At 37.9% G+C, this 20,128-nt stretch carries 17 protein-coding genes and 1 pseudogene; 5 read left to right on the plus strand and 13 right to left on the minus strand.

Annotated features, from left to right (window positions below; all coding sequences use genetic code 11):
- Positions 1–279: 279 nt before the first annotated feature.
- On the minus strand, positions 280–594 hold the full coding sequence (locus tag AC6I0I_RS06805; RefSeq protein ID WP_161831668.1) for a hypothetical protein: 315 nt from the start codon (positions 592–594) through the stop codon (positions 280–282).
- 285 nt (positions 595–879) lie between these two features.
- Here AC6I0I_RS06805 and AC6I0I_RS06810 point away from each other — a divergent pair, with 285 nt between their 5' ends.
- Positions 880–2,664 (plus strand): glycerophosphodiester phosphodiesterase, encoded by a 1,785-nt coding sequence (locus AC6I0I_RS06810; RefSeq protein ID WP_262953613.1) that lies wholly within the window; start codon positions 880–882, stop codon positions 2,662–2,664.
- Positions 2,665–2,888: 224 nt separating this feature from the next.
- Here AC6I0I_RS06810 and AC6I0I_RS06815 read toward each other — a convergent pair whose 3' ends face one another.
- Positions 2,889–3,878, minus strand: a complete 990-nt coding sequence (locus AC6I0I_RS06815) for an MFS transporter (protein ID WP_262953614.1) — start codon at positions 3,876–3,878, stop codon at positions 2,889–2,891.
- Positions 3,879–4,554: 676 nt separating this feature from the next.
- Positions 4,555–5,055, minus strand: coding sequence for a GNAT family N-acetyltransferase (locus AC6I0I_RS06820; protein ID WP_262953615.1), 501 nt, complete (start codon positions 5,053–5,055; stop codon positions 4,555–4,557).
- 416 nt (positions 5,056–5,471) lie between these two features.
- Between AC6I0I_RS06820 and AC6I0I_RS06825 the strand changes: the two genes are divergently transcribed.
- From AC6I0I_RS06825 to AC6I0I_RS06840, 4 genes and pseudogenes are all read left to right on the plus strand, one after another.
- Complete coding sequence (locus AC6I0I_RS06825) at positions 5,472–5,642, plus strand: hypothetical protein (protein WP_161832239.1); 171 nt, start codon at positions 5,472–5,474, stop codon at positions 5,640–5,642.
- The gene (gene tnpB, locus AC6I0I_RS06830; RefSeq protein WP_161832238.1) at positions 5,632–5,988 is read left to right on the plus strand and encodes an IS66 family insertion sequence element accessory protein TnpB; all 357 of its coding nucleotides are present in this window, start codon (positions 5,632–5,634) and stop codon (positions 5,986–5,988) included. Before AC6I0I_RS06825 ends, tnpB begins: the two co-directional genes overlap by 11 nt.
- A gap of 203 nt (positions 5,989–6,191) precedes the next feature.
- Positions 6,192–7,520 (plus strand): annotated as a pseudogene (gene tnpC, locus AC6I0I_RS06835) (IS66 family transposase); the annotation flags it as partial.
- A gap of 18 nt (positions 7,521–7,538) precedes the next feature.
- Positions 7,539–7,703 carry a transposase domain-containing protein gene (locus AC6I0I_RS06840; RefSeq protein ID WP_237658974.1) on the plus strand — a complete coding sequence of 55 codons (165 nt, stop codon included), beginning with the start codon at positions 7,539–7,541 and terminating at the stop codon, positions 7,701–7,703.
- A gap of 180 nt (positions 7,704–7,883) precedes the next feature.
- On the opposite strand, the gene AC6I0I_RS06845 is transcribed toward AC6I0I_RS06840, so the two are convergent.
- The 10 genes from AC6I0I_RS06845 to AC6I0I_RS06890 all read right to left on the minus strand — a co-directional run bounded on the left by AC6I0I_RS06845 (position 7,884) and on the right by AC6I0I_RS06890 (position 20,118).
- Positions 7,884–9,641, minus strand: coding sequence for an ABC transporter ATP-binding protein (locus tag AC6I0I_RS06845; RefSeq protein ID WP_262953556.1), 1,758 nt, complete (start codon positions 9,639–9,641; stop codon positions 7,884–7,886).
- Positions 9,638–11,398, minus strand: coding sequence for an ABC transporter ATP-binding protein (locus tag AC6I0I_RS06850; RefSeq protein WP_262953558.1), 1,761 nt, complete (start codon positions 11,396–11,398; stop codon positions 9,638–9,640). Before AC6I0I_RS06850 ends, AC6I0I_RS06845 begins: the two co-directional genes overlap by 4 nt.
- Positions 11,399–11,548: 150 nt before the next feature.
- The gene (locus AC6I0I_RS06855) at positions 11,549–12,580 is read right to left on the minus strand and encodes a HAMP domain-containing sensor histidine kinase (RefSeq protein WP_161832060.1); all 1,032 of its coding nucleotides are present in this window, start codon (positions 12,578–12,580) and stop codon (positions 11,549–11,551) included.
- Positions 12,577–13,251: a response regulator transcription factor gene (locus AC6I0I_RS06860; protein ID WP_161832061.1), complete on the minus strand. Its 675-nt coding sequence runs from the start codon at positions 13,249–13,251 to the stop codon at positions 12,577–12,579. The genes AC6I0I_RS06855 and AC6I0I_RS06860 overlap by 4 nt, the downstream gene beginning before the upstream one ends.
- Before the next feature lie 353 nt (positions 13,252–13,604).
- A complete protein-coding gene (locus AC6I0I_RS06865) occupies positions 13,605–15,107 on the minus strand; it encodes a hypothetical protein (RefSeq protein WP_262950643.1) in 1,503 nt (500 codons plus the stop codon).
- A 379-nt stretch (positions 15,108–15,486) separates the two neighbouring features.
- Positions 15,487–15,744, minus strand: a complete 258-nt coding sequence (locus AC6I0I_RS06870) for an SH3 domain-containing protein (RefSeq protein WP_161832063.1) — start codon at positions 15,742–15,744, stop codon at positions 15,487–15,489.
- Between the two features lie 92 nt (positions 15,745–15,836).
- Positions 15,837–16,670 carry a L,D-transpeptidase family protein gene (locus AC6I0I_RS06875; RefSeq protein ID WP_237658932.1) on the minus strand — a complete coding sequence of 278 codons (834 nt, stop codon included), beginning with the start codon at positions 16,668–16,670 and terminating at the stop codon, positions 15,837–15,839.
- Between the two features lie 266 nt (positions 16,671–16,936).
- Positions 16,937–18,379, minus strand: coding sequence for a DEAD/DEAH box helicase (locus tag AC6I0I_RS06880; RefSeq protein WP_161832065.1), 1,443 nt, complete (start codon positions 18,377–18,379; stop codon positions 16,937–16,939).
- Between the two features lie 186 nt (positions 18,380–18,565).
- Positions 18,566–19,138, minus strand: a complete 573-nt coding sequence (locus tag AC6I0I_RS06885; protein ID WP_161832066.1) for a biotin transporter BioY — start codon at positions 19,136–19,138, stop codon at positions 18,566–18,568.
- A 14-nt stretch (positions 19,139–19,152) separates the two neighbouring features.
- Positions 19,153–20,118, minus strand: a complete 966-nt coding sequence (locus AC6I0I_RS06890; RefSeq protein ID WP_161832067.1) for a biotin--[acetyl-CoA-carboxylase] ligase — start codon at positions 20,116–20,118, stop codon at positions 19,153–19,155.
- Between the last annotated feature and the right edge of the window lie 10 nt (positions 20,119–20,128).

Below are 20,128 nucleotides of genomic sequence, written 5' to 3' on the forward strand. Positions count from 1 at the left end.
GTCAATTGAAATTTAACTTGAGAAAGTGATCCGTCTTTTTGATCTTCTTCATTTTTAACGGTTTCCTTCCCATTTTTTATAAAAGTTTGAGGTGGTTAAATTCTATTTATTACATGAAACACTAAAGGTCGTTCCCCCCTCTCTTTCGTTTATCTCATAATAAAAACGATGTTGGACGCTTTTAAAACAAACTCCTCCATCGTCAAAGTTATAGCTCATTTTCATGAAAAATTCACGATAATTAAAAGGCCCCTTTTTAAGAAAATAGTGATTCGTCCATCACTTTCTTGCTAACTCCTTAGTCACAATATAATGTAATTCTTCTTCACCTGATTCATTACATCTGACTTCTTTTTTTATTAACCCACACGCTAGGAGTTCAGACAAGCCGGCCTCTAAATCATTTCGCGCCTCTTCTAATTGCGATAAAACGCCTAAAATATCTTCCACCTTCTCCGTGATTAAATAAATAAAGTAAATATAAATATTTTTAGCAGCGGGTGACAATTGCTCACTCTCTAACACCGCTTGCGGAATATCCATCATATTTTCATCATAATAAAAATCAAAATTCGTTGTGTAATAAGTCTTCATCTTTTGATTTGCTCCTTTCGCTCAATCCTATTATACAAATTTTTTTTGTGTTTTTAAAGAAAAGGATTTTATCGATTAACTCGCTCATAATTTTACCAAAATATGTACATACTATTCTTACCCCCTCGTCCCTTTTAACTGGACCACCTAGTACTTGATGAATGGTCGTTGTTAAAACTCATGATGGGTGTGCACCATTCCTCATTAATTCCTGTTAGTCCTAAGCAAGTTTATTTTCCTTTTTGCATATGATGGAGTAATACGACAGATATGGAGGTTGCAACCATGGCCCATTTGATTAAAGAAACGTTCACTTATCTCAAATATAATGCCCTAACACTTGCTCTTTTTGAGCTTATACATAAATTGCTTCTTTTGGCAGTCATCGTGCCATCTTTTTTTTCAATTTTAACAACGATTATGCAAAAGTTGAATATGACTTATCTGAGCGCCAAGCAAGCGGTTCATTTTTGCCTTTCACCAAGTGTTTTAATCTTAGGCTTTTTTATGATTATTTGTCTTGGATATGTATTATTTTTAGAAGTTTACGCTATTCTCCTCCTTTTACAAGCAGCTACTCATCATCAAAGACTTTCGCTTTTTCAAACCATTACACGAAGCCTAAAAGGGGCGTTAAATATTCTAGCCCCTCGAAACCTTTTACTCCTCCTTTTTCTAACGAGTATCATCCCTATCTCTTCCTTTTTATTTAAATACTATTTCCTAAAAGATTTTTCAATTACCGAATTTTTATTCGATTTATTGTACCAACGGGCGCCTTTTCATCCTGTTTATTTTCTCTTCATCTCTGCTCTAGCCTTACTTAACATTCGTTTTTGCTTTACCCTCCAAGGGGTGGTCTATCAAAAGTTGCCCTTCATTCGGGCAGCGAAGGAAAGTGTTAAACGCTCATCGAAAACAGTAGTTCTTCGTTTCTACACCCTGAACTATCTTCTGCTTATCGGAATAGCCTTTATGGGGCTTTATGGCGGACTAATTCTAATAAGTGCGCTTGCCATTAAAATCATTCATCCAACAGAGGCATCGACAATCTTTATAAATATAGCCTTAACCATTAAAAGTATATTAACGATTATTGCACCGTCCTTCTTTTTAATTTTGATGTGCGCCTTTATCCATACTCTTTACCTCATTACCCCAGCCCCGTATCTTCCTCCGATAAAAGGCTGCGCGTCAAAAATGACAAAACATCCGATTCTCAAAGGAGTCATGATCGGGATTTTCTTCCTCATTGGTAGTGGGCTCATTAGTCCTAATTTCCTCTCGATTGGTCGGAGAAACTTTTCAGATGATATTCAAATTATTGCTCATCGCGGTTCAGCAACCTATGTTCCTGAAAATACATTAGCTGCTCTTGATTATTCCATTCAACATGGTGCTGATATGGCAGAAATTGATGTTCAGATGACCAAAGACAAAGAAGTGATTTTGATGCACGACTCCAATCTGAAACGAACATCTGGTTATGATCAAAAAGTAACCGAGACAACTTATCAAAAAATCAGGCAATTAGAAGTAGGAGGACGATTTGATGCCGCCTTTTTCGGGGAACCGATCCCCACGCTAGAGGAAGCCTTAAAAAAGGCAAAAGGAAAACTGACACTCATGATTGAAATCAAAGTCAATGAAGAAACATCCGAGATTACTCAAAAGGTAATTGACTTAATAGAGGAAAACAAAATGGAAGATGAATGTCTTATTGGATCCATGGATTACCGTGTTTTACAAGTCGCTAAAATGATTAACCCCGACATCCAAACCGTCTATATTACGGCACTTGCTTACGGGGATTATCAAAATTTAAAAGACGTTGACTACTATTCGATTGAGGCGTCCTTTATCTCTTATGCCCTCATCAGTCAGGTCCATCATTCTGGAAAACAAATCTATGCGTGGACGGTCAATAAAGAAGCCACAATGCAAACGATGATTGCGATGCAAGTCGATGGGATTGTGACCGATAATCCCACCCTCTTAAAAAAACAAATGGCACATCTGAATGACCATTACATTATGCTTATCAATCAACTTTTTTTCAAACCTTCATGATAAAAGGGATCCCCAAATGGGTGATCCCTTTTATCTTTAATTTTTAACCGTTAAGCGACTGACTTCACTTTGTTCTCGTTCCATTCATCGACGGTTCTCATGACCGGATAAAAGCATCCTCGCATGATTAAAATGGAGGATAATGTTAATCCAGCTAAGCCTACCATCGCAAATGAAGGGGAAACAAGATTTGCTATCCAACTCATTCCTAACGATAAAACGGCTCACATAAAAAATTGACCTTGAGATTGAATAGACAACAACGTTGCCCGATTATCTTGAATCACTTTATTTAATAAAATGCTTCGATAGGGAAACATTACCCCATTTACGACCGAAATCACTAAGATTGATAAACTAATGACTAAAATAGACGTCCGACTCCCTAATCCTAAGATAGCAACGGTTGAAATCACGTATAATCCCAAATAAAAATTGGAACTATTTTTGATAGATGCAAACTTTTTAACGAGATGGACACCAAAAGAGCTTACCATTAATTTCAAACACGTCACAATCCCTAAATAGTTAGCATCTAGGCCTTGATCGACAAGTAACACCGATTCATACGTAAACGTTAAACTTAAAAAAGTAATTAAACAGACGTTATGAAAAACAACAGCAAGATAGGTAGGAGATAAGACCGTCCCCTTAAACTGTTTAAATGACACCTTTCGCGGAGTTCGTTTAACCTTTATCTGTTTGAAACTCAATGCGGTACCTGTCGAAATTAAACTATTGATTAACGTGAGCAGAAATGGAAGCAGATGAAATATGGAATAAACCATTGACCCCATTAATTTAAAGGCTGATCCGACCAGTTGTCGCCACATGAGGGTATTGGATTGAACGATAGGATAGCGTTGTTCACCTACTTGCTCATATAAATAGGCATCACTAATTCCGGAATCGCATGATACAGCGATGCCCCGACAAATAAAACTTAATAATAATAGCGCCCGATTCGTTGTCCCCATCATGAGTAACATTGAAAGTGTCATAAAAATACCCGAAAACGCTAAGATAAATTTATATCCTATTTTTTCAGAAAGATAACTTAATGGAATCTCTAATCCCATCACAGTTAAATCTTTAGCTGTATGAAAAGCCGCAATACTCACAAACGAGCATCCTAAGGAGCGTAAATAAATGACATAAATGGCCGTCATAAAATGATTTAACGTAAAAATTCGATACACATAAAATTGCTTCATATTTTTAGCTCCTATCCTCCCTTAAATTCCCCCTATGTGTATCCCACATCAGCAGAACGTAAAATCTCCTTGTCACCTCTGAGAGTTTACCGCATAGTCCAAAACAGATTCCGTACAGACCAACGATAAGTGTTAAACAGTTCAAACGTTTACCGCTGTCCAAAGTCACTATACCCGTGTTTCACTCCATCCTAAAGACAGCTCATCTTTACGATGAGATGAACTTAGGTAGACTCGATAAAAATAATATATTGATAAGCATAAGCCATCTACTTGATAATTTCAAAGGAAGCCATTAGAACAGGAGAACCTCTAGTTGTTTGAATTACTCATGATATCCTCTAAAATTATATTATTTTTGGGCATCTAATATATAACAGTATTAAATGATATCTTAATAGGAGATGCTCTATAAAAAAGAAAGTCATTGCTACCACTTTAGTTCCTACTGTCAATCCATTCATGATAACTATTCTCACACTTATTGCTACCTCTGCTCTAACGATTAAGGGAACATTAGATTTTGTTAAAAGGGGTATCGTTGTTTCATTAGTCGTGTTAGTTCCTTTGCTAATTCTGATTCAATCAATCATTCGCACTGTAAATCACTTCAATGTATTGATACCATGAGGAATTTCTATTTTATCAACCTTTATTTAAAACACAACGTTTCTAATTAAAGTTGTTTTTCCATTTGTACCACTACATAACCCTCTTCTTGTCTTTCTATTCCTGTTTTTAAGAAATGATTTTTCCTCCAAAACGTTTCACTTTGAGAATTACCTTTCACATAACCAAGTTTTACTTTCAGAAAACCTATTTCTTTAAGATATCCGTATACTTCTGTAATAATGTTTGTCCCTTCACCTTTTCCTTGACGCTCTTGGCTCATCATAAAGAATCCTATGAATGCCGTTTCTTCATCAGGATATTTAGAAATCAAATCCATGATAGCAACAAGCTTATTATTATCATAAAAACCGATATAATATTTATCTTCTAACGTTTTACCATTTGGTAGTGCAATCATATCTTTTTTTATTCCTTGAACTGTTATGTAGGGAGGACAGTATTTATAATATATTGGATTCCCTTTACAAAGTTCATATACCTCATCTATTTGAGACTCTTCAATATATTTTACTTTAAATCGACTAGACAATAACTCTATATTCATTTTAAATCTCTCCTCTTACTTCTTTTTAACTTAAATATATTATTTTTTTAAAAAAATTGTCGATTCATGCAGAGGGTGTATGATTATCGTTTTTAAAGCGTTATTAATTCTTTTGATTATATAATAATGAACATCTATCAAAACTCTCCACACTTGATTTAGAGAACCTTCTCACTGGCTTACAAACGTCGAATCAACAAATAAAGGAATTCATTCCCCCTTTTGTACAAATCGATCCTCAATAAATGGACATTAGCCTTAATCAAATGGATGCTTTATTAGCCCCTCACTAAAAAGGAACTTTCAAATAAGAACACTCATTCTCGTTTTTATGTAAGCGCGTAATATAAACATGTCTATTTTGACCTCCAACTTTGAGCTATACTTTAGCTATCAAAGAAAAGGAGGTCATTTTTATGAAGGAAAGTCCATTAATTGTTCCGATTCAACTTGAAACAGATTCCACTAAAAAAAGAACTCCCATCTGTTGTGTTCAACTGAATGGAAGTGAAATAACTTTTTATCCTGGGATTAATGACGATCTTTTAAGGAGAGTTCTGACGGAGTTGATGAAAAATGTTAGTTGATTTCACTCATGTTAAAAATATTTTTGTCGTTTGTGGTCGGACGGATATGCGTTGTGGGATTGATCGTCTCGCGGGAATTATTACGGATAAATATAATTTAGATTTATTTGATGATGCCTTATTTCTTTTCTGTGGTCTAAAAAAGGATCGATTTAAAGCACTTTATTGGGATACGGATGGCTTTATCCTCTTATATAAAAGGCTAGAGAATGGGAACCTTCAATGGCCACGAAACCAAGAAGAAGTCAAAAAGTTAACGAGTCAGGAGCTTCGCTGGTTACTTGAGGGACTCTCTATCCAACAGCCTAAAGCTATCAAACCCGCCCGCAAAGGATGCATTAATTAAAAATGGTAATAAATCCTGTATTTTCTATATAAAGTTGGACATACTAAGACTAATAAAATCATTTAGAAAAGAGGTGAGCCAAGTTGAACACGTTTGAATCAAAACTAATCGAAGAAAATCAGAAACTATTAAAGAAACTGGATCAACAAGCTCAACTACTCGCCCAAAAAGAGGAAAAAATTAATAAGCTCCAATTAAAAATGATGGAGCAGACCGACAAAATTGATACGCTTATTGAACAGGTTGAGTTTCTTTCAAAAAAGCTTTTTGGATCCTCAAGCGAGAAAACTAAGGTTGATCCAGGTCAGCTTACCCTTTTTGGGGATCCTGTATTAGAAGAACCTCTGACAAAGGATGAACCGACAGAGGAAATTACGTATCGCCGTCGTAAGACATCTGGTCGTAAAGCAGAATTAACGAAAGATTTACCTATTGAAGAAGTTCATTGTGAACTTCATGGAGAGGATTGTACATGTGACCATTGCGGTCAGGCCATGAAACCAATGGGGAAAAAGGTTGTTCGTGAAGAAGTCTGTTTTGTACCTGCACGATTATATAAGAAAGTTTATATTTCACATGCCTACGAATGTGATTGTCATGATCCTAATCTTGAAGCTAAATCCATTCGTTGTGCCGAGGTTCCTAAGGGACCTATCCAACGTAGCTTAGCAGGACCAACAACATTGGCTTGGCTTTTTCATCAAAAATTTGAACTCGGATTACCAACTTATCGCCAAGAGAAAGAATGGTCGTCTTATGGATTAGAAGTAAGTCGGAAAACTCTCTCTAATTGGATTATCCGTGCCTCTTTTGATTGGCTAGAACCTTTATATAAACTATTTCTAGATAAATTACGCCAACAAGAGGTCCTACATGCGGATGAAACATATTATCAGATTTTAAATCGTTCGGATGGAAAACCTGCTACATCAGAGGCTCGAATTTGGTTGATTCGTACCATCAAAGATGTGTCCCATCCCATTGTTTTTTATCACGCCGATTTAACACGCGCGAAGTCTGTTATTTTAGAACTACTTCGGTCGTTTAAAGGATGGCTTCATTGTGATGGCTATATAGCTTACAAAGATTTGCCAAATGTGACCACTGTGGGTCCCCTGCCATTTACGAAGTAAATGTCTCCACCGTTGGTAGGGAATGGGTGTTGGGCACATGCACGCCGGAAATTTCAAGAGGTTTCAACGGAACATGGGAAAGCCAAACAAGCCGTTCACTTCTGTAATCAAATCTTTCGGTTAGAACGAGAGTTGATACACCTTTCCCCTGAGGAACGTCAAATCCAAAGAGAATCAAAAATTCGGCCAATCATTGAATCCTTTTATCAATTTATTGAAGGGATTCGTACGGTTAAAGGTAAGTTACAAACAGCGATTGTTTATGCCCAGAACCAAAGACGAGCACTCACAGAATTCTTGTCAAATGGACGTTTAGAGATCTCTAATAATTTAGCCGAACAAGCTATTAGACCCGTTGTCGTTGGACGTAAGAATTACCTCTTTTCAACGAGTGTCAAAGGGGCCCAAGCAAACGCCATGGCATATACCTTAATTGAAACAGCCAAAGCCAACGGATTAAATGTCTATCGTTATTTAACCTACCTTTTTGAAAAACTTCCAAATTGCGAATTCTTAGTAAATCCACAGCTATTGGGGGACTTTTTACCCTGGTCAAAAATAATTCAAGAAAATTGTAAATAAAAAGCAAGATTCAGTGTGCCTTTAGTGTACAACGAACCTTGCTTTTTTTCTATCCGTATTATAATTACCCGCTTACGTTTTTATAAATCTCTTCTGTCAAATAGCTCCATCCATATCCTTCCCAACAAAAAAAGAGGGAAACTTGACCCATGGCACGCCTGGTTTCCCTCTTTTTGATTCTTATACTTGTTCGAATTGACTGTTATAAAGTTCAGCGTAAAAACCGCCTTTTGCTAGTAATTGTTCATGGTTTCCGCTTTCTAAAATATCACCGTCTTTTAAAACTAAAATGACATCTGCATTTTTTATCGTTGATAAACGGTGCGCAATAATAAAGGAAGTTCGACCGTGCATTAACTGATCCATCGCCTGTTGAATGATTAATTCCGTTCTCGTATCAACAGAACTTGTCGCCTCATCTAAAATAAGCATCGGTGCATTTTTAAGCATCGCTCGAGCAATCGTAAGCTGTTGCTTTTGACCGGCCGACAAGTTAAGTTGATCGTTTAATAGCGTTTCATATCCTTCCGGTAGGGTTTGAATAAAATGATGTAATCCGACCGCTTCACACGCCTGCTCCACATCTTCATCCGTTAAGTGCGTCTGATTATAAATTAAATTTTCTTTAATTGTTCCTTCAAATAACCACGTATCTTGTAAAACCATGCAAAATAAATCATGGATATTTTCACGTGTCAGGTCATGAATTGAAACGTCATCAATTCGAATATCTCCTCGATTGATTTCATTAAATCGCATCAATAAATTAACCAGTGTCGTTTTCCCCGCTCCTGTTGGTCCGACAATCGCCACTTTTTGCCCTGGATGTGCCGTCATCGAAAAATCTTTAATGACCGGGCGATGACTTCCCTCATAGGCGAAAGAGACGTGGTCAAATTGTACTTTTCCTGTTACTTCTTTTAAATAACCGACCTTTTTTGACTCGTCTTCCATTTCTTCAGCTTCTAAAAACTCAAAAACGCGGTGCCCCGCTGCTGAAGCAGATTGCAAACTTTGTGCAGCTTGCGCCATTTGTGCAAGGGGTTGTGTAAAATAACGGACATACATAATGAATGCCACAATGACTCCAAATGAAATCGTTCCATTCATCGTCAATACTGCCCCAACAATACAAACAGCCACATAACCAAGATTACCGATAAAAGTCATCAGTGGCATCATAAATCCGGCAAGAATTTGTGCTCGGTAAGTATTAGATGTCAATTCCTGATTCATCTTCTGAAAAGTTGAAATCATCTGTTCTTCACTATTGTAAGCTTTAATAATCATCTGACCCGAATAAGCCTCTTCAATATAACCGTTTAATTTACCCAGTCCCTCTTGTTGCTTTAAAAAGAACACCTGAGAACGTTTCATAATGAACATCATCATGATAAATCCAATAATGGTCGCCAAGATGGCCGTTAGCGTGAGTACAACATTTGTCTTTAACATCATGACAATGGACCCGATAAACAAACACGTTGCGCTGACTAATGTGGTCAAACTTTGGTTCAACGATTGTCCTAACGTATCCACATCATTTGTCACGCGTGATAAAATATCACCGGTCGTTGTTTGATTATAATAACTCATCGGTAAGCGATTAATCTTCACTGTTAATGACGTTCGTAATTGCTTAGAAACGCGTTGAATCACTTGCGTCATAATAAGTCCTTGCGTGAGTGATAAAATAAAACTAACGGCATAAATCATAACAAGTGTGATCCCAATCGAAGTAATTCCTTTTAAATCGAGCTCACCCATTAACCCATTCGTCATTAAGTCTGTCATTTCTGATAATTTATCTGGACCTAATAGCGTTAAAAGGGTTCCAATCACACTTCCAATGAGCGCTATGACAATGTGCACCGTATATTTTTTACAATATTTTAGTAATTTTAAAAAACTACTCTCCTTTTTCTCCATCTTTCTCATGACTCAAGCTCCTTCTTTGAAAGTTGAGAGTATGCAATTTCACGATAAACCTCACAAGACGACATTAAAGAATCATGAGATCCTATTCCAACAATTCGCCCTTCATCCAAAACGATAATTTTATCTGCATCCTTAATGGTTCCAATTCGTTGGGCGACAATAAATAACGTGGCACCGGCCGTTTCCTTTTTAAGCCGCTGACGGAGTGTTCGATCGGTTTTATAATCTAGAGCAGAAAAAGAATCATCAAAAATAAGGACCTTCGGACGACGTGCAACAGCCCTTGCAATCGATAACCGTTGTTTTTGACCTCCTGATAAATTCGTTCCACCTTGTGCAACATGCGCCTCATAGCCCTCTTCCATCTTGTTAACAAACTCTGATGCTTGGGCAATCTCGATGGCCTCTTCTACTGTTTCATCTCGAGATGACGCTTTTCCATTATCTCCAAACGCGACGTTTGATTGAATGGTTCCTTCAAACAAGATGGCCCGTTGTGAAACATATCCTAATTCATTACGAAGCGCCTGCTGGTCATAGTCTTTAATATTGACTCCTCCAATTAAGATTTCACCTTCTGTTACATCATAAAAACGAGGAATTAAATTAACCAACGTACTTTTCCCACACCCTGTTGCTCCAATAAGAGCAACTGTTTCTCCTTGGCGCACTTTAAAATTAATGTGATCTAACACATAGTCCTCACCATCGGCATATCTAAAGCAAACATCCTTAAACTCAATCTCTCCCATCAATCGCTCATCCTTAGGAATAAAACTTCCATCCTCAATGGTCGGTTTCATCTCAAGCACCTCGTTAATTCGACTCGCCGAAACCGTCGCCCGAGGAAGAATAAACATAATCATAATAAGCATCATAAAGGCCATCACAATTTGCATGGCATAAGAAGAGAAGACGATCATATCTGAAAAAACAGTCATTCGTTCCATTCCGATTGCCCCATCAATTAAGAAGCCACCAATCCAGTAGATAGCTAGCGTTAAGCCACTCATAATCAAGTTAATACTTGGAAATAAAAAGGCCATGACGCGCCCGACAAATAAATTATTGTACGTCAAATTGGTATTAGCTCTTTCAAACTTTTCCTCCTGATATCCTTCGGCATTATAAGCTCGAATCACGCGTAATCCATTAATATTCTCACGTGCAATTTTATTGACATTATCGGTTAAGCGTTGAATGCCCTTAAACTTTGGCATCCCCAACCAAACACAGATAGAAACAATCACAATCAAAACGGCAACAGCCACAGCCGTTGCTAACGTCCACTGCCACCCTTTATTCGTAATCTTTACTAACGCCCATCCCGCTAAAATGGGGGCCTTAATCAGGATTTGCAGCCCCATGACCACAAACATTTGAACTTGTGTCACATCATTTGTTGAACGCGTCACAAGACTTGCGGTTGAAAAATGATTAATTTCCTCCATTGAAAAGGACTGAACACGGTTAAACAGGGCAAAACGTAATCGTCCGGATAAATTAGCCGCTACTTTCGCCGAAATCGCCGCTACAATAAAAGAAGTCGCTAGGCTAAAAAAGGCACAAAGTAACATCTTCCCTCCTGCCGCTAAAATTTCTTCCATCTCACTTCCTTGTGTTTGCACTAATTGCGTAATCTTACTCATGTAGTCCGGTAACCTTAAATCAAGCCAGACTTGGGCAATGATGAAGAGGACGCTACATAAAAACAATAGCCACTCCCTCTTTTTTAATTGTCGAAACATCCTAATCATCTTTTCGCACTCCTTTTTCAAATCTCCACCTGATAACTATAACAAAGAAACATTAACTCATGATAAACAATTGAAAAAAGAGCAACTTTTTCATCAACCATGAGGTAGATTCCTATCTAGCATTGGTAAGTCATGATAAAAGGCCCCCTTTTATAAAGATTTAGGGAGCCTTATCGTAAAGATAGTCCGTTGGTTTGGTATACTTTCGCACGTAATCTCCCCCTGATGAAGGAGAATAATTTTTTTGACAATCGATAGACCCAGTCCGTTTCCCATCGTCTTTCGGGAATGGTCTTCTTGATAAAATTTATCAAATATTTTAGGAAGCGTCTCTTTCGCAATTCCGCATCCATTATCGGCAATCATCACGGTTAAATCCGCCTCATAACTTCCCATGGACACTTCGATCTTTCCACCTATTGGAACAAATTTAATGGCGTTATCTAATAAATTTAACCACACTTGATTGAGTAATTCTTTATTCGCATAAATATCCTCATCTTCAATCGTTGCAAGCAGTAAAATATCTTTTTTTATTAATTTGGGTTCAAACATCAAAATACATTGTCGTAACTGTTCCCCCAAATTAAAGCGTTGGCGATCAACTAAAAGAGTTTGTGATTCGATATTCGATAACATGAGGACATTCGTCGCTAAAGTTGACAGGCGGTCGGCCTCCTCTATCATAATCGTTAAATATTCCTCGCGCTCTTCCTTAGACAACGTATCATCCTTTAGAATCTGGGCAAATCCTTTAATCGAAACAATCGGAGTTTTAAACTCATGCGAAAAGTGATTAATAAAATCAGTGCGTAGCACCTGAATGCCTGCTAATTGTTCCGCCATCCGATTAAAATTATCAGATAACAGCTGATATTCTAAGGGATGAGTCATATTTAAACGCACCGAAAAATCCCCGCTAGCTAGTTGATCCATCGCTCCGGTAAAAATTCGAACATTTTTCAACATTTTATGCCCCCAGATAATTGAAATCGTTGTTCCAACTAAAAAGCAGGCAGCTAACGTCAACAACATAGGGTTAAGACTCTCCTCATCAAACCACCCGAGGCCAATCACCGTATAAATTAAACAGGCGGTAATCGTAAAAATCAAGACGTATAAAATAAAAATAAACAGCGTCGTATAAAAACTAAAACTAATTTTCGTTAATAATTGCCTCATTCCTTTTTCACCGCCTTATATCCAAGCCCTCGCACTGAAACTAACTCGAAAGCTTCACAATCAGCAAAACGTTTGCGCAATCGATTAATATGAACGTTCACGGTTGTGTCCGTACTCTCCGTGTCAACGCCCCAAATCTCATCCATTAACTGAATACGTGTAAAGATTCGTCCCGGATAAGATAACAATTTATACAATAAATAAAACTCCTTTTGTGGAAGCGTCTGCACGTCTTGATTTCGGTGCACCGTTAAGGATTCATAATCTAAGACGACATCGCCAATCGTTAATTTTTTCTCACTTGCAATTTTTGACCGTCGCAGTAAGGCTTTAATCCTTAAAACAAGTTCCTCCGTATCAATCGGCTTCGTCATATAATCATCGGTTCCCATGATAAATCCCCGCTTTTTATCTTCTGGTAATTGCTTAGCTGTCACCATTAAAATAGGCATCATAAACTCCGCCTCTCTTAATAATCTTGCCACCTCATAACCATCAAGCTTTGGCATCATCACATCCAAAATGACTAAATCGACATGATGAGATTCGATCACTTTTAATGCCATCTCACCGTCTTCGACGCTTAAGACATGATATCCCTCTCGCTTTAAGACGACCTCTAATAATCTTCTGGCATGCTTGTCATCTTCTGCCACTAAAATATGAATCATCACGAATCACCACCTTTAATATCTTACCTCTCCCCCAATAAAAGGCCCATCCTTGAAGACTCACTCACCTTAGTACGTCCTTCTAACACTCTTTTCGATAAAAATGACTGGTATTCTCCCTATAACATCCGCTTTATTATTTTACCAAACAAATATAAACTCTAAATAAACAAAAGAATAGAATTCAAAAAAAATCACGTTTTAATTCAGACGTGATTTTTTGGCGAAACGTCAAACAAGTTGAGTCCCTGGATGAGAAGTTTATCCTAAATTTTGTCCCTTCTGCTTGGATAGTTAGGCCTCCTTAGACGTCATAAAGCGATCCAGGGTCCTAGCCCTTCAAAAAAGGTGGCTCATTTTTTCGAGGTCACAAACAATTCAGACAAAAGACGAATTAAATCCGGATAAAGACATTGAAGTTCACAGGTTAGTGCCTCTAACTGTTCAAAATAGCTCTGTAACTGGCCGTCTGTAAAGTAAGGTTGACATCCGATAATTTCCCCTCTATACACATCGCATCCTTCATATGGATTCGCCGTCCCAACATATAGCTCATCCTCTTGGCTAACAAGTAATGTCCGTCCTCCGTAACTATACGGATTATTAAGTCCACTTAAAACCTCAGGTCTAAAATGAATACCATCTTTTGAAACATATAAATCGAATCCTTTCGGATACTGATATTTTTCTAAAAGGCAGATGATCTCCCCGTAAAGACATACAAGTTGCTGGTATTTTTCCTGTCCAATGCGTTGAATCAACCCCTCTTTTCGTTGGATAAATACATCTCGCATCAGTTTCATATTAACAGAATCATCAAACGTTGTTAAAATCAATTGATCTTGATAGGCAAGTAATTGCCACCCATATACATTAAATGGCGAATTAAAGCCCGATTTAAAGCCCGAAAGACTCGTTGTTCGTTCTCCTGTCTTCGGATGAGTTGGTTTCATTGGTCGTCCTCCTACAATGAGTTCCCAACAGTCACAACGATCAAAACGAACAAGATCAAAACCAAGCGGCGCAAATAAGGCTAATGGAAATTTTTTAGTTAATGCCACATATAAATGATTTTTAAACGTTCCCATCGACATGATTTCTTGATTCATTCCATCCCCAAATCCTGCATCACCAATTTTTATCCATTTATTCATTGCAGGTTGGCCCTCCATTGAACGCCAAACTTCTGCCCCGTTTTCACCTGAAACACCTAAATACAACTTGTGATTAAACACCTCCAGTGCATCTATTCCGCCCATCGGATTTTTATCTTTCTGAAAATAAGGATGATGAGGGTCCATAACGAGCTTAAATGGTTCAAACTCAGGATCGGCGCTCGAATACAGGTAGGAATTTTTTCCTCCAATTCCTTCCTGCAGCGTTGACACATAAAGTCTACCATTTAGTGAAGCAAATGAACGTGAACTTCCTCCAACTACCTGTGGTGTTCGTAGTTTTTTCCAAGTCACACCGTCAATACTTTTATAAATATAAACACGCTCCCCGATTGTTGCTGCATAAAGGGCTGTTGAATATTTTGATTCATGCACCGTCATCGCCCGAAACCCAAAACTTTTATCATAAGGATGTGTTTTAAACACGCGTTGCCATCCTTGTGTCCCATCCTTTTTATAACGCCAAATTTCAGCATTATTATCTAACCCCGTTGTTTGAACTTGGCCCAATAAAGGTCGTTTCGCTAATGAAAGCATCGATGTGAACATATTACGGCAAGTTCCAACATAAATATAATCTCCCATTTCCGCCATTGACCACGCATAATTATTTTGATGTGCATTAACAGGGTTCCACATATCAAATCCTTTAATTGCATTTAATTTTTCAAAACATAACATACTATTTCTCCTTTTTCTCACCTTTATTCTATGTTATAGTATGTTCACCCTTGAATGTGCGTGACACGAAAATGCGAAGGCCATCACTTTTTCCCTCAACATAAAAAGCTTTACAAAAAAAAGCATCTGAAGTCAATGTCCTCAGATGCATAAACTTATTTAAAATTTTAACGATACAAGCGAAGAACGCAAAACATCTACCCAAATATAAGTTTCTCTATTAAAAAACGAGTCCCCACATCATTTTTTAACCTTTTGTTCCCTTACTTTAAAATTATACTGAAAAGCTCCCACATATTTTGTCGTAATTTCTAAAAATCTTCTTTTTTTTAAATTTTTCTTTTAAAAAAACCTTATCTAGAAAGATAAGGTTCGTTTATTAACACGCTTGCTGTTTTAAAAAGTTTACCTGTGAGTGAGTAAGAACCTCACTCACAGATACAGTTTGTTTCAATACATAGCCAATCTGTCCATCATAAATGACTTTTAACCATAAATGATCTGATCCAATAACCTCAAATTTCGTATGGGATGGAATGATGGTTAACACCTCCGAAATCAATGATTTTTCTGCACGCAAATTTAAACTTGTCCATGTATATTGATAGACAGATATATGGCATTTTACAACTTTCACTTTCTATTCATCCTTTCTAATGACATTTCTCTTCATTTTATGAATGGCCCTTCAAACTTGTTCCTATTAAATGAAACTTTTCATGAAGTTTCCTAATGAATCACAACGGTCGTCCCATCTAAAATAGCGTCATAAATCCATTTCGCTTGATCCGCCGCTAAACGAATACACCCATGGCTTAACGCCTCGCCTAAGCGACCTTCCGTTACCTTTGTTCCACTTGGGTCATACAAAACTGAGTGATAATAATATCCTTCTTTGATTTTTGTGGCATATTTCGCTTGATAACGTCCTGTTTTAAAAGACTCTTTACGCCCATTAATATGAAAAACTCCTGTAATCGTAGGTGTTTGGGCCGCCCCAATCGAACATGGCCAACAATATAATTCTTTCCAGGATCCCTTAACATCCTCAAATACATACGTTTGCTTTGCCTTTAAATCTGTGACAACTAAAAAGGGAGTCGGACTCTTAATCTTCTGGTCATTTACGAACTTTTCAGCATTGTAATAAAAATTTCCGAGCTTATCAGGTTGATATTTGATTCCATCATCACTTAACAGATCAGCTTCAACATAGCCCAGTTTTCCTTCATAAAAGACTTGATTAAAAACTCCCTCTTGATCAACCACTTCAACCACTTGATGCTTTTTAATCGTCTTCATTGATTTGGATTCTTTTAAAGGTCTTGTTTTTAAACGCGTCGTTGCCGTCGTTATTTTGGTGACTGACACGTTACCTTTAGCGACATATCCCTCTCGATGGTTAAAACTCACCTTTAACCACTCATCATCTGAATCCAATAGTTCAAATCGAGAATAGGCTGGAATTACTTTAATAATCATAGCTGACTTCGAGGGTTCCTTTTGTAAATTTAGATTTTTGATCGTATACTTACTTATCCCTTCATTAACCTCTTCACTCATCTGATTCACATCCTTCCTCCTATCTTTTTCTATCGTATGTAAAAGACCCCGATTGGTGCTATGACCTAGACATTTTCTTCCTAATCGAAAAAAATTTTTTCATTCCCCCATGAAATATCCCCCTTATCGCAAATGCTTTATCAAAAGTGTCCCCCTCCTCACCATCTTTAAAATAATGGGGCACAAAGAAAAAAATCATAAAAAAAACACTTCATGTCTGACACATCAGGTCATCAACACAAAGTGCTTTTTTTCCTTTTATTTACTTATACTTGATAGGCCCGTTGAACCTTTAATTTCTTTCCTTTAATCGTCCGTGTCTTTAATCCATCGAGAACATCAAAACCTTTCCCATTTAAAATATCGATATAGGTCACTTGATCCTTAATCTCAATAATCCCGATATCCTCTTTACAAATTCCATCGATAGATAAAATCGTTCCAACAAAATCAACAGTGCGTAATTTCTTCTTCTTTCCACCATTTAAATAAAGTTTCATAATTTCACGATGAACATCCGCCTGTTTTGTCTGTTTCTGTTGCGGACGACGTTTGAGTTGAGACTCAAACCGTTCCCTTGACTGTTCGACCTCTATTTTTACAGGGCGCTCCTTCACCGGTAATTCAAACCCAATATAGGTTTGAATTTCTTCAAGCTTTCTCGCTTCAAATGGTGTCACAAATGTTACTGCTTTTCCTTTTTCTCCTGCGCGACCAACACGCCCCACACGGTGAACAAAAGCCTCGCCATCTTCCGGTAAATCAAAATTAAAAACATGGCTCATCTGACTCACATCGATTCCACGGGCTGCGACATCCGTCGCAATTAAATATGGGAATCTCCCCATTTTAAATTGGCGCATCGTCTCAAGTCGCTCTTTTTGTTCCATTCCCCCATGTAATTTTAAAACCGGATAGCCTTGCGCCTTTAATCCTTGATACAATGCGTCAACTTCATCGCGCGTCGCACAAAAAATCATACATTGAGTCGGATTCTCAATCGTTAAAACATCCTTTAATACGCGCACCTTCTCAGGCACCCGAACCTGATATAGCGCATGTTCGATGGATTCATTGACAATAGACTCTGATTCAATCGTTATCATAGATGGATTCTTTAAATACTGTTGGCTTAATTTTTCAATTCGAGCTGGCAGAGTAGCTGAAAAAAATAAGGTTTGTCGATTTAAAGACGTCATCTTTAAAATCATCTCAATCGTCTCGATAAATCCCATGCTCAACATTTCGTCGGCTTCATCTAAGACCACGTATTTTACTCGTTGTAAATTCAATGTCCCACGCTCTAAATGATCAAGCACACGTCCTGGTGTTCCAACAACGACATGCGTCTTTTGTTTTAACTGTTGGGCCTGTTCTTTAAACGGGGACTTTCCATAAACGGCAACCGCCTTTAACCGTTTAAAGCGTCCAATATTCATCATTTCCTCTTGAATCTGAATGGCTAATTCTCGCGTCGGTGTTAAAATCAATGCCTGTGGTCGATTTTCCTCCCAGTCAATTTGCTCACTAATAGCCGTTCCAAAAGCAGCAGTTTTCCCGCTTCCTGTTTTAGATTGGACCATCACATCGTTTCCTTTTAAAATCTCAGGAATAACACGTGATTGAACATCCGTCATTTTTTCATATCCGAGTCCCGCCAAAGACTTTAAAATTTCAGGACTTAGGTTTAATTCGTTAAAGGTTGACATCTTCCTACCTCTTTCAATTCTGTCTATTTTTAGGCTCATTGCCCGTAGTTTTCTTTATTTTTACAAATTTCTTCTTTTTCATTTCTTCTTCTCTATTGTAACACGATTCCTAATGGCGTCAATGTTTTAACCTTTTTAAACATAAAACTCGTTGGATAAACATTCAACGAGTTTTATGTGATGCCATTAGACTAACTTCCTTTTTATAAAAACTGACCTTTGTTTCATGGTGCCATTTAGTCTTTCGACTAGACGACAAGCGATTAAACATTTTAAAAGATCGCCTACAATAAACGGATAGACCGAGAGTTGAAAAGCGACGACAAAGTCTATCTCCATCAGAATGCTCATCCAAAAAGCACCCACGAAATAAACAATCGGCATCCCAATCCCTACGGTTAAAAAAATATTGGACCCGAGCTTTTGCGGGAATCGTTTTTTTAATCCGCTAATCACCCCCACCGAGATAAAAAAGGCGATTAAAAATCCTCCCGTCGGCCGAAGGAACACGGATATGCCCGAACTTCCCCCAGCGAAAACAGGAAAACCGATCAGTCCTAATATCAAGTAGGCACCCATCGTTGTCATGGCTTGTGCGGGGGTTAGCCAAAGTGCAATCGTATTAATCATAATCGTTTGTGCCGTAATGGGCGTTGTCATAAAAGGCAATGGAATTGATACATATGAGGAGACACAGAGCATCGCCAAACAAAGGGCGATTGATGTTATCTCACGAATTTTCATCATCTCTTTTCTCATAGTGAAGTCATCCCCTACTTTCTTCGGATTGAAACTTCACCCGAATGTAGCGTTTCAACCTCTCCATTTTGTAATCGGACAATGAGTCCACCCGTTTCATCGATGTCTTCGGCCACGCCTTCAATCGGAGCACGATTTTTAACAAACTCCACGGTCTTCCCCAAAACGTTCGATCGTCGTTTATATTCAACTAAAATCTCTTCATCAAAAGAAAAAGATGAACTAATCGGTAATACCTCATTTAATAAAGCCGCACAAATCTCATTTCGTGTCGTCTTTAAAGGAGTTAAAGCAGTGGCGATCTGTTTTAATTCATCTGGAAACTCTTCGTTCCAAACATTTAATCCAATCCCTAAGATCATGTATTGGACCTGCCCTGTTTCAAAATCGGTAACAGCCTCCGTTAAAATACCGCATACCTTTTTATCTCCTAAGTAAATGTCATTTACCCATTTGATACTAGGGGCTTGATGGGTCAAACGCTCTAGTACACGACAGATGAGGACGGCAACTTGCATCGTGACATAGACAGACTGACTCAGATGCATCTGAGGACGTAAAATAAGGCTCATATAAAGCCCCTCGCCCTTAGGTGAGTAAAAGGGCCTTCCAAAACGACCATGTCCCCTCGTCTGCTCATCAGCTAAGATCACATGCCCATGTTGGGCTCCTTCTATTGCACGAACCTTTGCCCGCGTATTCGTTGAATCAACTTGTGGGTAAATTTCAAGTTGTATTTTCTGATAATCGGAATGCAACGCCTTAATAATTAAATCCCGTGATAGGGGATCACGAACCTGGCATAAACGATATCCTTTATTTCCTATCGACTCAATTGGGTATCCCTCTTCCCTTAATTGTTTAATCACCTTCCAAATTGCTGTCCGACTAAAAGAAAGACGATTAGCTATTTCCTGACCGGATATGACCTCATCATGATGATTCATGAACAAGGCTAACACCTCTTGTTTTAATTCCATCAACTTCCAC

The organism is Turicibacter sp. St.80E1, from assembly GCF_059728495.1.